Raw genomic sequence first — 13,741 nt, 5'->3', positions numbered from 1 at the left:
CCGTAAGGCCCTTGAACGCCGATCGCGATCACCTTGCATGAAGCATCCGTCTGTCTTGAGCGAGGCGCTCGCTTAGCCGTCTTCGGTATAGAACAGCAAGGTGAAGGCGGCGAGGGCCGTCAACAAGGGCGGCAGCCATGCCGCCACCAGGGGCGGCACCACCTCGGCCGAACCCATGGCCGAGCTGAATTGGTTCAGGAAGAAGAAGGCGAAGCCCAGCACGACCGCTGCCACGCTCATCCTCGCCAGGTCCCCAAGACGCATCAGACGTAGAGAGAAAGCCGCCGCCAGTATGGACATGGCCGCAAAGACCAGGGGCGTCGCCAGCAGCTGCTGAAGCCGAAGGCGATAGGCGGTTGAGGCGAAGCCGGCGTCCTCGATCCGCTGGATCTGATTCGGCAGGGACCAGAAGGGCGTCGATTGGGGACGGGCGAATCGCTCGAACGCCTCTTCGTCCGCCAGGCTGGAGAGCAGATCGAGGCTTGAATAGGCGACAGCCCTCTGGCCGATGCTGGCGCCGACGGCGTTGGTCAGACGCCAGCGGCCGGCGCTGAGCGCGGCCGACTGGGCGTCGATCCGTTCGGAAAAGTCGCGATTCCCTTCCGCATCCGTGACGTAGATGAAGAAGGTGACGTCCAGAAGCCGGGCGTTGGCGCGGTCCTGACGTCCCGCTCGGATGATCATCTGACGCTGATCGTCGCCTTCGCGCAGCCAAATGGGGGCGTCCGTCCGGTCATCGTTGGCGGCGCCGGAAATGCGGGCGCGTTCGCGCTGCCACAGACCGTCGCCGGCTGAGGCCAAGGGCCCCAGAACGGTCACGGTAAGAACGCCCAGGGCGAAGGCCATGCCGGCCGCCGGAAGGACGAAACGCCAGGCCGACACCCCCGCCGCCCGCATGGCGACCAGTTCGCTGCGTCGGTTCAGGCCGATATAGGCGCCCAAGGTGCCGAACAGGAAGACGAAGGGCAGCAGCTGGACGATCACCGCCGGCGACTTCAGCGCCACCAGACCCAGGATGCGCAAGGCCGAGAGATCCTGATCCGATCCTACGCCGCGCGACACCTCGACGAAGTCGATCAGCATGACCAGGGCGGAGATCACCGCCAGGGCCACGCCCAAGGCGCGCAACTGTTGAATCAGTACATAGATTTCGATGCGGCCCAGACGGGGAAGGCGCGAACGCAAGGACCGGGCGGGAAGGGACAGAGACCTCATGGTCACCCCGTCCTAGCCGGAGACAGGGGCCGCAGCCGCTCAACGATCGCCCAGGACCGGCGCTTTCGCGGCTTAAGCGCGCGAAACAGAAGCCGGAGCGCCAAGGCGGTCGCGGCGAGGGGCGCGATATATTGGAGCAGGTTCATCCAGGGGTTCCAGGCGCTGGCCGCGACCAGGCCATAGCCGATCACCCGCACGAGCAGAAACAGACCGGCCGCCTTAGCGATGCGAAGCGAATAGCCGGTGCGGCTGAAGGCGCCGCCCAGGATCGCCGCCAGGGCCATGGCCATGGCGGTCAAGGCGTAAAGCGGCGCTGATATCCGCGCATGGGCCTCCGCCAGAAGTTCTCCCCGCGAGCCCGCCGTTTCGAGCACGCGCGGGGTCGGGTTGAGCAGTTGACGCAGATAGAGGTCGGCCGGCTTGTAGCGAATCTGCTCGGTCACGGCCGAGAACTGTCCCAGCGGAAAGTCGTAGCGGTCGAAAGACAGGGTTTCGAGTACGCCGCGCGAGGAATATTTCTGCCAGGAGCCGTCGATCATGGTCAGGACCGGCTCATTGGCGGCGTCACGCCCGAAGCGGGCCTCGGCCGCGCTCCAGTTCTGGCTGGACTTGCCGTCGTCCAGATAGACGAAAAGGTTCTTCAGAAGGCCGTTCTGCTCGATCTGCTGGACATAGACGGTCAGCCCGTCCGGCCCCTGGACGAACTGGCCTTCCTCGACAAGCAGGGCCGCCAGGTCGGTGCGAATGGCGAAGGCCTGGTTGCGCGCCTCCCGCTGTGCCCAGGGCTGGGCGAACAGCGTCATCGTCAGGTTCAGGATCAGCACGAGGACGGCGAGCCGCGCCGCCGGCGATATGACCTGCCAGCGGGTCATGCCCCCGGCGAAGGCGGCGGTCAGTTCCTGCTCGCGCTGCATCCGGGTCAGGGCGATCAGGGCGCCGACGAACAGGCCTATGGGCAGGATGACGGCCAGCAACTGAGGCAGGGCCAGAAGCGTCAGCTTGACCATCATCCATACGCTCTGACCCCGTTCCACGATGACCTCGAGCTGGTCGAGGCTCTGACTCAAAATTCCGATTCCAGCCAGGGACGCGCACGCCGCGACCACGGGTAGGGAGAGCTGGCGAAAAAGGTATCTTTGGATCAGGGTCATGGGCGGATGGACTTCGCCCGGTTGCAGGCGGCGGCGATGAGGCGCATCTAGTAGCACAGGAGGGCGCGTCCGCGACATGCAGACGCGCCGTTTGTCTTTTTCTTCTGTTGTGAGCGCCGGGTGGGGCCCGGCTGGAGTCGTTGAATGAAGATCGAGTTCGTCGCTGCCGTTGACGCCGCTGAAATCCTGGCCGTGCCTGTTCATGAAGATCGCGTCCTCGCCGGCTCCGGGTCGGAGCTGGACGAACAGTCCGGCGGCGCCCTGACCCGCGCGATGAGCAAGGGGCGGTTCGTCGGCAAGGCTGGCCAGACCCTGATGGTTGCGGCCGTCTCGGGCGCAAAGGCGGAGTCCATCCTGCTGGTCGGCGCTGGGTCGGCGGACAAAATCGACGACCTGGCGGTCGAGGCGTTCGGCGGCAACGCCTATGCGGCGGTGAAACTGTCGGGCGCCGAGGTTCTGACCATCGACGCCTCCAACCTGAGCCCTGAACAGGCCGCGCGCGTCGGCTTCGCGGTGCGACTGGCCGCCTACCGGTTCGACAAATACCGGACGACCCAGAAGCCGGACAAGATTCCGTCGATCAACACGGTGCGCGTCGTGACGTCCGACCTGCGCGCCGCCGAGGCCGCCCTGGAGCCGCTGACCGCTGTGGCTGACGGCGTGATCTTCGCCCGCGATCTGGTGTCCGAGCCCGCCAACGTCCTCTATCCCGCCGAGTTCGCGCGCCGCGTCAAGGCGCTCGAGAGCCTGGGCCTGGAGGTCGAAATCCTCGGCGAGGCCGAGATGGAGAAGCTGGGCATGCGCACCCTGCTGGGCGTCGGCCAGGGCAGCCGTCGCGAAAGCCAGCTGGCGATCATGAAGTGGAACGGCGGCGAGGCGGGCGCCCAACCCCTGGCCTTCGTCGGCAAGGGCGTCTGCTTCGACACCGGCGGCATCTCGATCAAGCCGGCCGAAGGCATGGAGGACATGAAGTGGGACATGGGCGGCGCCGCCGCCGTGACCGGAACCATGATCGCCCTGGCCGGCCGCAAGGCGAAGGTCAACGCCGTGGGCGTGCTGGGCCTGGTCGAAAACATGCCGGACGGCAACGCCCAGCGTCCGGGCGACGTGGTCGTGTCCATGTCGGGCCAGACGGTCGAGGTGATCAACACCGACGCCGAGGGTCGGCTCGTCCTGGCCGACGCCCTTTGGTACACGCAGGGGCGTTTCAAGCCGAAATTCATGATCGACCTGGCCACCCTGACCGGCGCCATGATCGTGGCGCTGGGCCTGGATTACGCCGGCGTCTTCTCGAACTCGGACGAGGTCGCCGAGCCGATCCTGGCCGCCTCAAAGAAGGTCGGCGAGAACTTCTGGCGCATGCCGATCCCGGCCATCTACGAGCAGCACATCGATTCCAAGATCGCCGATGTGAAGAACACCGGCAACGGCCGCGCCGGCGGCTCGATCACCGCCGCCCTTTTCCTGCAGCGCTTCACCAACGGCGTGCCGTGGGCGCACCTGGACATCGCCCCGACCGCCTGGGCCAATAAGAGCCCCAGCCCCACCGTGCCGGAAGGCGGCGTCGGCTTCGCCGTTCGCACCCTGGACCGGATGGTGGCCGACACCTACGAAGCCTGAGCCCTGGACGGTAGAGCCGGATGAGCGGCAAGCCCGAAATCTGGTTCTACCACCTGGAACGGTCCAGCCTGTACCAGGTGCTGCCGACCCTGCTCGAGAAGACGCTCGAGCGGGGCTGGCGCGCCCTGATCAAGTCCTCCCACGCCCATCGGCTGGATGAGCTGGACGAACGGCTGTGGACCTTCGATGAGGAGAGTTTTCTGCCGCACGGCCGGGCGGACCAGCCCCATGCGGATCGCCAGCCGGTGCTTCTGAGCGAATCGGGCGAGAACCTGAACGGCGCTCAGGCGCTGTTCATCGTCGATGACGCAGAACTGGGCGCCACGGAAGGGATCGAACGATGCTTCATCATTTTCGACGGTCGGGACGAAACGGCGCTTCAGCAGGCGCGCGCCCGCTGGAAGACGCTGAAGACGGACGGCGCCAATCTGGCCTATTGGCGCCAGACGGACGAAGGGCGCTGGGAAAAGGCGGCCTGATCGCCTTGGCGGCCTTAGCCGGCTGTTCCACGCCCGTTGCAGAAAAGCCGGCCCCGCGAACCGTGGAACAGGCGCAGGTCACGCCGCCCGTGGGCAGTCGCATGCCGACCGCCCAGACGACCGATGTCTGCAAGGCGGGGGAACTTCAGTATCTGGTGGGGCGGCCCAAGACCGAAATCCCGGTGCCTGTGGATGTCGTCAACCGGCGCGTGACCTGCACCACCTGCCCGGTCACCCATGATTTTTCGGCCTACCGGCTGAACATATTCTACGACGCCCAGACAGGGATCATCGAACAGGTCCGCTGCGGCTGACGCTGGCTTTTGGAGAGACGACCATGAAGACCGCCTTCATCCTGACGACCCTGATGTCGGCGGGCCTGGCCCTGTCGGCCTGCGCCCCGACCGAGACGCCCGCCGCCGGCGCTGCGCCGGGGGGCGACACCGCGTTCAAAGCCTGCAAGGTGGAGGACTATCAGGCCTATGTGGGCCGGAACCGTTCGACGGTGCCCAGCGCGCCGGAAGGTCAGACCTTCCGCCTCCTGTGCACCACCTGCGCGGCCACGATGGACTATCGCGAGAACCGAGTGAACTTCGTCTATGACGAGGCGACCGGCGTGATCCAGCAGGTCAAGTGCGGCTGAGCCTCAGCGGCCGACCTTGTCACCGGGCCAGAGCGGAGCGCTGAAGGTCTTCGCCAGATAATCCATCAGAGCCGACACGCGCGCCGGGCGCGGTCCGCCGCTGGGCGCAACCAGATGCAGGGCGATGGGGGGCAGGCGCCAGTCGGTCATCACCGTTTCCAGCCGCCCTTCGGCGACGTCCCTCCAATAGATGAAGTCCGGCTGGGGGAAGAGGCCCAGGCCCGCGCAGAGGGAGGCGGTCAGGGCATCGGAATTATTGGCTCGCAACGGCCCGCGCGGCCGCACCACGACCTCTTCGCCGGCGTCATTGATGAAGCGCCAGGCGTCCGGGGTCGGCATATAGGCGTAGCCGAGGCAGGAATGCCGCTCCAGATCGTTCGGATGGATCGGCCGCCCGCGCTGGGCCAGATAGTCAGGCGAGGCCACGAGGAACCGCTCGACCGGCCGCAGACGACGCGCCGTGAGCGATGAGTCGGGCAGGGCGGCGATGCGCAGGGCGCAGTCGAAGCCGCCGCCCACCAGATCGACCACCTCGTCCGACAGATGCAGATCGACCGAGACATCCGGATGGGTCGCCAGGAACTGCGGCAGGGCCGGGGCGACATAGGCCATGCCGAACGACATGGGCGCGGCCAGCCGCACGAGGCCGCGCGGCGTCACGGACATGTCCAGGGCCTCGGACACCGCCCCTTCCGCCTCAGCCAACATCTGGCCCGCGCGCGCCGCCAGATTGCGCCCCGCGTCGGTCAGGGCGAAACGGCGCGAGGTCCGATGGAGCAGGGTGGTCTTCAGTTGTTGTTCCAGCCGCGTCACCGCCTTGGACACCGTCGCCTTGGACAGGCCCAGGGCGTCAGCCGCGCCGGAGAAAGACTGGGCCTCCGCCACCTTGGCGAAGATGGCGAGGGCCTCGAGGTCAGGCAGGCGGGACATGGCGACCTCCAAGTCGGAAACGATGAGTTTCAGGGGTTTCTATTTCTGTTCGGTCGTCGATCTCTATCTTGGCGTCAAGTCAATGACGCCGGGACGGCCCGGCCTGAGGACAGACCGATGATCGAACGCAGACCCTTTGAATCTCTCGGCGGCGCCAACCATGGTTGGCTGAACGCCAAACATCACTTCTCCTTCGCCAACTACTATGATCCCAAGCGGATGAGCTGGGGCAATCTGCGGGTTTGGAATGACGATGAGATCGCCGCCGGGACCGGCTTCCCGCCTCACCCGCACGCCGACATGGAGATCATCACCTATGTCCGCGACGGGGCCATCACCCATGAGGACAGCCTGGGCAACAAGGGCCGCACCGTGGCCGGGGACGTCCAGGTGATGAGCGCCGGCACCGGCATCCGCCACGCCGAATACAACGCCGAGCCGGAGCTGACGCGAATCTTCCAGATCTGGATCGAGCCGACCAGGCGCGGCGAGGCCCCCAGCTGGGGTTCCAAGCCCTTTCCCAAGGGCGAGCGGTCGGGTCAGTTCGTGGTCCTGGCGTCCGGCTTTGACGGGGACACGTCCGAGAGCGGCGGGGGCGCCCTGCCCATTCGCACCGATGCGCGGATCGTGGCGGCGACCCTGAACGCCGGCGACAGCGCCGACTATCCGCTGGGCGCCGCCCGTCGCGGCTATCTGGTCCCGGCCAAGGGCGAGATCGAGGTCAATGGGGTTCGGCTGAACGCTAGAGACGGCGCGGCCATAGCCCAAGAGGAGCTGGTGACGGTCAAGGCCCTGTCGGACGCCGAAGTGGTCCTGGTGGACGCGGCCTGACGGTCGAAGGGCGCCGGGCGGGATCGACCCCGCCCGGCGCCGCTTCAGAGATTCGCCGCCCAGTCCGTTGCGCGAATGAGGCTGTCGATTACGCCCGGCTCCGACGAGGCGTGGCCGGCGTCGGGAACGATGTCCAGCTTCGCCTCAGGCCAGGCGCGGTGCAGGGCCCAGGCGCCCGCGATCGGCGTCACGACGTCGAACCGGCCTTGGGCGATCCAGCAGGGAATGTGGCGCATCCGGTCCACATTCTTCAGAATCCACCCGTCTTCAGGAAAGAAGCCGGCGTTGGTGAAGAACCAGTTTTCAATCCGCGCGAAGGCGACCGCGAAGGTCGGGTCGGCGAACTTGTCCGGCTTGGCGCTGGGCCCTTCCACGCTGACGGTCTCGCCTTCCCAGCAGGACCAGGCGACGGCGCAGCGCGCCCGCTCGACCTGATCCTCGCCGATCAGTCGCTTGTGATAGGCTCCCATCAGATCGTCGCGCTCAGCGACTGGAATCGGCTCGACAAAGCGTTCCCAGGCGTCGGGGAAGATCATCGAGGCGCCGTCCTGATAGAACCAGTGCAACTCCTTTTTGGTCAGAAGGAAGATGCCGCGCAGCACCAGGGCCATGACCCGTTCAGGATGGGTGATGGCGTAGGCCATCGACAGGGTCGAGCCCCACGATCCCCCGAACACTACCCACTTATCGACGCCGCAGCGCTCGCGCAGCCGTTCGATGTCCTCGATCAAGGTCCAGGTCGTGTTGTTTTCCAGGGACGCATGGGGTCGGGACTGGCCGCACCCCCTTTGATCGAACAGGATGATCCGGTACCGCGCCGGGTCGAAATAGCGCCGCATGCCCGGATTGACCGCCCCGCCGGGGCCGCCGTGCAGGACCAGGACCGGCCGGCCCTGGGGATTGCCGCATTCCTCATAATAGATCTCATGGACCCCGTCGGTCTGCATCCAGCCGGAAGCGAAGGGCTCGATCTCGGGATAAAGGTCTCGACGCGGCTCTGAAGGCGCAGGGAAGGCCATGGAGAGGTCTTTCTGAGAGGCTGCAAGCGCGGCCGTACTGGAAACTAGGGTCGCAATGCCGCAACAGCGAGGCAAAACCAAGCCGAGATCATCAGCAGACCGCCGATTGGAGCGACCATTCCCATGGTCGATAGGCTGAGCACGCCAAGAAGGGCCAGGGCGAGCCCGAACACCAGGCCGCCCGCCGCCCCGAGCCATCCGGCGAGCCGCGCCAGCCGCCCGCCTCCGGTCCAGACAGCGCAGGCCAGGGCGAAGACGGCATGGGTGAGTTGATAGGCCGCGCCGGTCGACAGCAGCGTCCGGACCTGCGGCGCCGCACCATGAGCGGCGAAGGCGCCGAGCGCCACGGCCATGGCGCCGTTGAACGCGGCGAAGACGATCAGATTGCGGTTCACCATCATGGATCGACCCTAGGGCATGATCGTTTCGGGCGGAACCGGGGAGTTGTTCCTCTTGAGCCGATCCGGCTCTGCCGGTTGGTCCGCCGAGGGCAAACGTCAGAAGCGCGGCAGAAGCGCCATCTGCCCCGCCATTACAGAGGCGGCGGTCTTCACCGCCTTCTTCACCGCCGCCTCGTCAGCGCCCGGCGGCGCGCGCAGCAGGCCCACGGCCGGGGTATGCGCTTCGTCGGGCAGATCGGCCAAAACCCGATAAAGGAGATAGGAGCCCACATCATCGACAGAGTCCGATGAAGCATCGGCCGCCAAACCGATTTCGTTCAAGGCGCGGACGATATCCGCCACAGGAGCCGTCGTCCGGGCGACGGCGGGGCCGGTGTCGGAGAGGCGGGATTTGCGATCCAGCGCGCGGTTTTCGGCGCGCATCTGCATGCGGAAGCCGCCCCCCTTTGGATTACGTCCGACAAGAAGAACGGCGCGGCAGTCGCCGCTGTCCAAGACGCCCCCGATCATCCGAGCCAGATGATCCGGGTCCTCGGCCGGAATGCGCAGGGTGCGGGCGCCGGCCGGGCTCCAGACCTCGCCCGAAAGATCCTCGACCAGATCCCAGCCGGGCGCGTCCGCCTCATAGGCGCATATGGCGATGCCGGGTCGACGGTCGGATCGCCCCGGCGTTTCGGTCTCAATGATCATGCCGGCCCCGATCCCCACGAATTCCATGAAGTTTCCGTGACGAAGACAGGTGAAGGAAACAGGGGGTCGACGTCAAGCCTCATCCCAGATCGCCGACCGCTGCGTCCAACAACATAAAGGCGCGGCCGCCGTCGGACGCCAGGCGGGTCTGGATGGCCTGAAGATCCCGCATGCGCGCCGCGCTCGCCAATTCCTGGGCGAAGACCCGGACATAGCGTTCCGCGTCTGCGCGGAGTTCGGGGTCGCTCAGCACGCGCCGAGACACGCTGCGAACGGCGGCCGGGGCGACGCGCCGGACGATGTGACGGGCGCCGTCAGGGTCGCCTTCGCCCAGCAGGCGCGCCGCCTCTTCCACGCGCGAGCGCGGCAACAGGGCGTTGGGATCGACACCCATGCGGCGGATGGCGGCCGAGACGCGGTCCGACAGGGCCGCCGTGTCCGGCGCGGCGGCCGTCGGGGTGTCCAGGTCCAGCGGCGGCGCTTCCGGGCCGCCCGCGACCAGTTCGGCCCAGCCCAGGCCGGCGCCGGGCGACTTGGCCTTTTCCGGCTCAGTCGGCGCCAGACGCAGCCGACCCCGCAGGCCGAAGCTCTTGTCCTCTTCGCGCTCTGGCGGCGAGGCGGGCAGGCGGGGCGAAGGCCGGGGCTCCGGCCCAAAATCAGGGTCTCGGCGACGGCCGGTCGGGGCGTCCCCGGAGACAACGCCCATCAGGCGCACAGCCTCGGTCAACATGTCGTAGTTTCGGCGAACCCTTTCCTGGAAGCCGACATCCAGCGCCTCGGTGTCCTCGGCCGCCTTGCGCGAGGCGGCGGCCAGGGCGTTCAGCCCTTCTTCCACACTGGCGCGAACGGCGTCGACGCGCGCGCGCGCCTGTTCGGGCAGGCGGGCGGCCCTTTCATCGACATCCGCTACGGCCGTGTCGATCTCGGAGAGGGCGGCGTTGAGGCGATCGATCAGGCTTTCCAGCCGCTGGACCATCCGTTCGCCGGCCTGTTCCAGCAGGCCGGAGGTTTCACCGACGATGCGTCGGGCGTCTTCGATCCGGGCGTCAGCGGCTTGGTCGGCCTTCTGAGCGGCCTCGAACAGGGCTTCGCCAAGGCGGTCGGCACGCAGCCGGGCCTGTTCGGAGGCGTCGGCGGCGGCGGCGCGGGAATCCTCGGCCGTGGCGCGCATCTGCTCCAGCGCGCGGCGGGTTTCCTCCATCAGGGTGTCGCGCGCATCGGCGGCCAAGGCTTCGAACCGATCGAGCGAGACCTTTGTGGCGGCGTCGAAGCCGTCCGCCTCGCGCTGAGACATGTCGATGAGAGCGCGGAACTGATCGCCGGCGGCTTCCAGAATTTCCCGCAAGGCCTGGATCGAGGCCTGGGAGGTCTGTCCCATTTCGTTATGGGCGGCGCGTGTCGCCGACAGATGTTCGACGAACTGGGCCCGTTGGCTCTCGACCTGGGCGGAGAAGTCCTCCTGATCGGTGCGCAGGGCGTAGGCGGCGGTAACCAGGGCTGCGCGTTGCTGGCTGAGCCCTTCCTCGACCGACTGAATCTGTTCGGCGACCCCCGAGCCCGCATTCTCCAGGCGGATCGTCTGGCGCGCCAAATCATCGGCGGCGACGCGAGCGGCGTCCTGAGCCTCTCCCGCAGCCGCCGCCATGTCGGCGGCTCGGGCGGCCAAGGCGGCTTCCGCCTCGCGAAGCTGGGCTTGAGCCAGGTCGGAGGCGTCGGCGACCATGCGCGACTGGCGCTCGACCGCGTCGAGGACCCCTGCGGCCTGGCTGTCCAGATGAAGGCCCAGGGCCTGCATCTGATCCCGCTCCCGCCCGAGGTTCTCGACCAGGCGTCGGGCCGTGCGGCCGGCGGCTTCCGCCGCCTCGTTCAGACGCTCGGTCTCCTCGGCCAGGGCCTGCCGAAGCAGGGCCATGTCGCTGCGGGCGCGCTCGGCCGCAAGGGCGGCGTGGTCGATGTCGGTCCGAAGCGAGGTCAGGACCTGCCCCGCCTGATCTGCGGCGAAAGCCGTGGGAGCCACCAGCGATTCAGCCATTCTGCGCGCGCGCCGCGTCTCGGCCGCCAGGCCGGCGCCCTGGAGAATGGCGTTGGCCAGGACCAGCGTCAGGCTGGCGGGCGCCAGGGCGAGCAGGGCGTAGACGGCGATCCTGAGCGGATCCAGGTCCGTCCCGCCTGCGCCGACCTCATAGGCCGCCCATGAGGCGACCCCTCCGATCCACACGGCCGAGGCCAGGCCGGCGAACAGATAGGCGTTGCGGCCGCTTGGGGCCGGCGTCGAGCTCCCCGGCGAGGCCGGGACGGGCGGGGAGCGTTCGAAGGGCGCCGGCGGCTGGCCCTGGGCGACCGCCATTTCCAGCGGAGCCGCTGCGGCGTCGGCGATCGTCGGTTCGGCGATGGGAGCCGACGCGGCCTCCGACGCCTGTTGTGAAACCGGCTGGTCTTGATCCGGCGTTCCGATCCGGAAACGGGAGGGGGGGCGACGCTGGGAGGCGGGCTCCGGCTCAGACCCGGCAGGCGCGTGATCCGCAATCTGGGCTTCGGCGTTCAGACGCTCCGCCTCTTCTTGGGCGCGCCGCGCCTCTTCCGCCAGCCGACGACGGCGACGCTCAGAGATCGGACGTTCCGGCGGCGGCGGCGGCGGAAGAGGCGCCAGCTCGGCCTGTGGCGGACCTTCGCCGCCGGATTCGTCCGCGATAGGGCCGGGTTCCCCGTCAGCGGGCAGGGCGACGTCCGGCGTCTCCTCGGGCAGGACGGCGTCTTCGTTCGTCAGGGTCAGCGGCGGCCGGTTACGGGATTTCATCAGGCGTCGAGCTCGATTCATGCGCAGGCGCGCGAGCACGCGCCGATTTGACCCTAGCGAGTTGAAACCCAAGGTCCAAGTCGAACCGGTTCAACAGGAGTGGACGGTTCGAAATCAGCAGTCCGGCCGAGCGTCTGTCTTGAGCGCGCCGGCGTCATCCGTGCGGCAGTCCTGGACGCGGTGAACTTCGCGCTTGCCGGTCGCCGGCGCGTGGATGTCCACCCCGAATTGCGAGAGGACGAGGGCGGCCAGCAGGGCGACAAGGCCGGCGATCAGTTCGACCAGCACCTGCATTGAAAACTCCTCCCCGCCCGCTCGGCTGCGCACTTATGCGCCTTTTTGGCGAACGTCACAATCCTGCCGCCAAAGATTGACCGCGCCGAGGCTCCATGGAACGGAGACGGCAAGGGTCCCATCGCGGTGTCACGCGAATCGGGCAGGCAGGCGGAATGACCCAAGTCGCTGACGGCTATGAAGGAAGTCTGTTGGGCCCCGGCGCCGGGGTGTGGCGCAGCGCGCCCGCCGGCCGCTTCTCGATTCTGATGGAAAATGAGGCCTATTTCGACGCCCTCTCGTCCGCCCTGCAAAAGGCGGAGCGGTCGATCGTCATCCTGGGTTGGCAGTTCGACCCCCGCACCCACCTGGACCCCGAAACCCGGCCCGGTGAGAAACAGCATGAGATCGGCCATCAGCTGCGGATGCTGGTGAAGCGCAAGCCCGAACTCGACGTTCGGCTTCTGATCTGGAAATCACCGCTGCTGATCGCGGCATCCCAAGGCTTTTATCCGCACCGGGCCCAGCGCTGGTTCCGCAAACGTATGGTCGAGTTCCGCATGGACGCGCCGGGCCCGATTGGCGCCTGCCATCATCAGAAGGTGATCGTGATCGATGACCGGGTCGCCTTCTGCGGCGGGGGCGACATCTCGACCGACCGCTGGGACTCAGACGAGCATCTGGACGGGGATCCGCGGCGAGCCCTGCCCAGCGGGCTCATCTGCAAGGCGCGTCACGAGGTGATGTGCGTCATGGACGGCGAAGCGGCGCGCGCCCTAGGCGACCTGGCGCGCGAGCGCTGGTTCCGTGCGACCTGGGAAAGGACTGCGCCGGACGAGGTGGACAACGACCCCTGGCCGGACGGCGTGCCGGTTCAGATGACCAATGTCCCGATCGGCATCGCCCGGACCGAGCCGAAATGGTCAGGCCGTCACGAGGTGCGGGAAAACGAGACCCTGCATCTGGAGTCGATCCGACGCGCCAAACGGCTGATCTATTTGGAGAACCAATATTTCACCTCGCCCGTGATCGCCGCCGCCTTGGCCGAACGGCTGGCGGAGGTGGACGGGCCGGAAGTGGTGGTGGTGTCCACCGGCAAGAGCCCCAGCTGGTTCGACAGCATCACCATGGACACCGCCCGCGCCGAGGTCCTGTACCGGCTGGAGCAGGCGGACCGTTACAACCGCTTCTTCGCCTTTTCCCCCCTGACCAGAAGAGGCGACCGGATCATCGTCCACGCCAAGGTGTCCATCATTGACGATCAGCTGCTGCGGATCGGCTCCACCAATCTGAACAATCGGTCGATGGGGCTGGACACCGAATGCGACGTGGCCGCCGAACCCCGGGACGACGCCGGGCGCGCAGTAATTCGCGCCCACCGCCATCGCACGATCGCGCACTGGATCGGCGTCGCCGCCGAAGAGTTCGCCGCCGTGGAGGGGCTAATGGGGTCCACCGGGGCGGCCATCTGCAGCTTCGAAAGCGAGCGGCTGCGACCGCTGGGCGCCGAACCCCCGACGCCTATCGAGCGCCTTATCGCCGAATGGCAGTTGGGCGACCCCACCTCCACGGGCGACGCCTGGCGGCCGTGGAAACGGCTGAATCGATCCCATCGAACGCGGCCCGCCTCCGAAGGCGGCCTGGCGCCGGGCTGAGGCTCCGCGCAGCGGTTCCGTCCGGAAGGCCCCGGCT

The 13,741-nt window shown here is 67.5% G+C and carries 14 protein-coding genes; 6 read left to right on the top strand and 8 right to left on the bottom strand.

Annotated features, from left to right (window positions below; genetic code table 11):
* Positions 1-72 precede the first annotated feature (72 nt).
* Together lptG and JMT67_RS02940 are read right to left on the bottom strand one after the other, a co-directional pair.
* Positions 73-1,215, bottom strand: a complete 1,143-nt coding sequence (lptG, locus tag JMT67_RS02945; protein ID WP_152950288.1) for an LPS export ABC transporter permease LptG — start codon at positions 1,213-1,215, stop codon at positions 73-75.
* A gap of 2 nt (positions 1,216-1,217) precedes the next feature.
* On the bottom strand, positions 1,218-2,366 hold the full coding sequence (locus JMT67_RS02940) for an LptF/LptG family permease (protein ID WP_201462643.1): 1,149 nt from the start codon (positions 2,364-2,366) through the stop codon (positions 1,218-1,220).
* 144 nt (positions 2,367-2,510) lie between these two features.
* Between JMT67_RS02940 and JMT67_RS02935 the strand changes: the two genes are divergently transcribed.
* The 4 genes from JMT67_RS02935 (at position 2,511) to JMT67_RS02920 (ending at position 5,108) form a co-directional block, all read left to right on the top strand.
* Positions 2,511-3,986, top strand: a complete 1,476-nt coding sequence (locus JMT67_RS02935; protein WP_201462642.1) for a leucyl aminopeptidase — start codon at positions 2,511-2,513, stop codon at positions 3,984-3,986.
* A 20-nt stretch (positions 3,987-4,006) separates the two neighbouring features.
* Positions 4,007-4,465 carry a DNA polymerase III subunit chi gene (locus tag JMT67_RS02930; protein WP_191557841.1) on the top strand — a complete coding sequence of 153 codons (459 nt, stop codon included), beginning with the start codon at positions 4,007-4,009 and terminating at the stop codon, positions 4,463-4,465.
* 101 nt (positions 4,466-4,566) lie between these two features.
* Positions 4,567-4,779 carry a hypothetical protein gene (locus JMT67_RS02925; protein WP_054766951.1) on the top strand — a complete coding sequence of 71 codons (213 nt, stop codon included), beginning with the start codon at positions 4,567-4,569 and terminating at the stop codon, positions 4,777-4,779.
* A gap of 23 nt (positions 4,780-4,802) precedes the next feature.
* Positions 4,803-5,108, top strand: coding sequence for a hemolysin (locus JMT67_RS02920; protein ID WP_182714739.1), 306 nt, complete (start codon positions 4,803-4,805; stop codon positions 5,106-5,108).
* Between the two features lie 3 nt (positions 5,109-5,111).
* On the opposite strand, the gene JMT67_RS02915 is transcribed toward JMT67_RS02920, so the two are convergent.
* On the bottom strand, positions 5,112-6,038 hold the full coding sequence (locus JMT67_RS02915) for a LysR family transcriptional regulator (RefSeq protein WP_183215478.1): 927 nt from the start codon (positions 6,036-6,038) through the stop codon (positions 5,112-5,114).
* Between the two features lie 117 nt (positions 6,039-6,155).
* On the opposite strand from JMT67_RS02915, the gene JMT67_RS02910 reads away from it, so the two are divergent.
* Positions 6,156-6,869, top strand: a complete 714-nt coding sequence (locus JMT67_RS02910) for a pirin family protein (protein ID WP_183215481.1) — start codon at positions 6,156-6,158, stop codon at positions 6,867-6,869.
* 44 nt (positions 6,870-6,913) lie between these two features.
* On the opposite strand, the gene pip is transcribed toward JMT67_RS02910, so the two are convergent.
* The 5 genes from pip to JMT67_RS02885 form a co-directional block, all read right to left on the bottom strand.
* A complete protein-coding gene (gene pip, locus JMT67_RS02905; RefSeq protein WP_183215483.1) occupies positions 6,914-7,888 on the bottom strand; it encodes a prolyl aminopeptidase in 975 nt (324 codons plus the stop codon).
* A 44-nt stretch (positions 7,889-7,932) separates the two neighbouring features.
* The gene (locus tag JMT67_RS02900; RefSeq protein ID WP_007445956.1) at positions 7,933-8,289 is read right to left on the bottom strand and encodes a DUF423 domain-containing protein; all 357 of its coding nucleotides are present in this window, start codon (positions 8,287-8,289) and stop codon (positions 7,933-7,935) included.
* Between the two features lie 96 nt (positions 8,290-8,385).
* The gene (locus tag JMT67_RS02895) at positions 8,386-9,006 is read right to left on the bottom strand and encodes a C15 family peptidase (protein ID WP_228184179.1); all 621 of its coding nucleotides are present in this window, start codon (positions 9,004-9,006) and stop codon (positions 8,386-8,388) included.
* Positions 9,007-9,058: 52 nt separating this feature from the next.
* Positions 9,059-11,776, bottom strand: a complete 2,718-nt coding sequence (locus JMT67_RS02890) for a coiled-coil domain-containing protein (RefSeq protein ID WP_233455773.1) — start codon at positions 11,774-11,776, stop codon at positions 9,059-9,061.
* Between the two features lie 114 nt (positions 11,777-11,890).
* Positions 11,891-12,070 carry a hypothetical protein gene (locus tag JMT67_RS02885; protein WP_054765804.1) on the bottom strand — a complete coding sequence of 60 codons (180 nt, stop codon included), beginning with the start codon at positions 12,068-12,070 and terminating at the stop codon, positions 11,891-11,893.
* Between the two features lie 155 nt (positions 12,071-12,225).
* Between JMT67_RS02885 and JMT67_RS02880 the strand changes: the two genes are divergently transcribed.
* Positions 12,226-13,704 carry a phospholipase D-like domain-containing protein gene (locus tag JMT67_RS02880; protein WP_054765803.1) on the top strand — a complete coding sequence of 493 codons (1,479 nt, stop codon included), beginning with the start codon at positions 12,226-12,228 and terminating at the stop codon, positions 13,702-13,704.
* The last annotated feature ends 37 nt before the right edge of the window (positions 13,705-13,741 follow it).

The sequence above is a fragment of the Brevundimonas aurantiaca genome, from assembly GCF_904830995.1.
In the GTDB taxonomy this organism is placed as follows: domain Bacteria; phylum Pseudomonadota; class Alphaproteobacteria; order Caulobacterales; family Caulobacteraceae; genus Brevundimonas; species Brevundimonas aurantiaca.
The sequence above is the reverse complement of the archived record's forward strand: the minus strand, read 5'-3'. Positions and strand labels throughout refer to the sequence as shown.

What these genes read in the sequence shown, in the direction of transcription:
- lptG (WP_152950288.1), bottom strand. Translation starts at nt 1,215, where the DNA reads ATGAGGTCTCTGTCCCTTCCCGCCCGGTCCTTGCGTTCGCGCCTTCCC.
- JMT67_RS02940 (WP_201462643.1), bottom strand. Translation starts at nt 2,366, where the DNA reads ATGACCCTGATCCAAAGATACCTTTTTCGCCAGCTCTCCCTACCCGTG.
- JMT67_RS02935 (WP_201462642.1), top strand. Translation starts at nt 2,511, where the DNA reads ATGAAGATCGAGTTCGTCGCTGCCGTTGACGCCGCTGAAATCCTGGCC.
- JMT67_RS02930 (WP_191557841.1), top strand. Translation starts at nt 4,007, where the DNA reads ATGAGCGGCAAGCCCGAAATCTGGTTCTACCACCTGGAACGGTCCAGC.
- JMT67_RS02925 (WP_054766951.1), top strand. Translation starts at nt 4,567, where the DNA reads ATGCCGACCGCCCAGACGACCGATGTCTGCAAGGCGGGGGAACTTCAG.
- JMT67_RS02920 (WP_182714739.1), top strand. Translation starts at nt 4,803, where the DNA reads ATGAAGACCGCCTTCATCCTGACGACCCTGATGTCGGCGGGCCTGGCC.
- JMT67_RS02915 (WP_183215478.1), bottom strand. Translation starts at nt 6,038, where the DNA reads ATGTCCCGCCTGCCTGACCTCGAGGCCCTCGCCATCTTCGCCAAGGTG.
- JMT67_RS02910 (WP_183215481.1), top strand. Translation starts at nt 6,156, where the DNA reads ATGATCGAACGCAGACCCTTTGAATCTCTCGGCGGCGCCAACCATGGT.
- pip (WP_183215483.1), bottom strand. Translation starts at nt 7,888, where the DNA reads ATGGCCTTCCCTGCGCCTTCAGAGCCGCGTCGAGACCTTTATCCCGAG.
- JMT67_RS02900 (WP_007445956.1), bottom strand. Translation starts at nt 8,289, where the DNA reads ATGATGGTGAACCGCAATCTGATCGTCTTCGCCGCGTTCAACGGCGCC.
- JMT67_RS02895 (WP_228184179.1), bottom strand. Translation starts at nt 9,006, where the DNA reads ATGGAATTCGTGGGGATCGGGGCCGGCATGATCATTGAGACCGAAACG.
- JMT67_RS02890 (WP_233455773.1), bottom strand. Translation starts at nt 11,776, where the DNA reads ATGAAATCCCGTAACCGGCCGCCGCTGACCCTGACGAACGAAGACGCC.
- JMT67_RS02885 (WP_054765804.1), bottom strand. Translation starts at nt 12,070, where the DNA reads ATGCAGGTGCTGGTCGAACTGATCGCCGGCCTTGTCGCCCTGCTGGCC.
- JMT67_RS02880 (WP_054765803.1), top strand. Translation starts at nt 12,226, where the DNA reads ATGACCCAAGTCGCTGACGGCTATGAAGGAAGTCTGTTGGGCCCCGGC.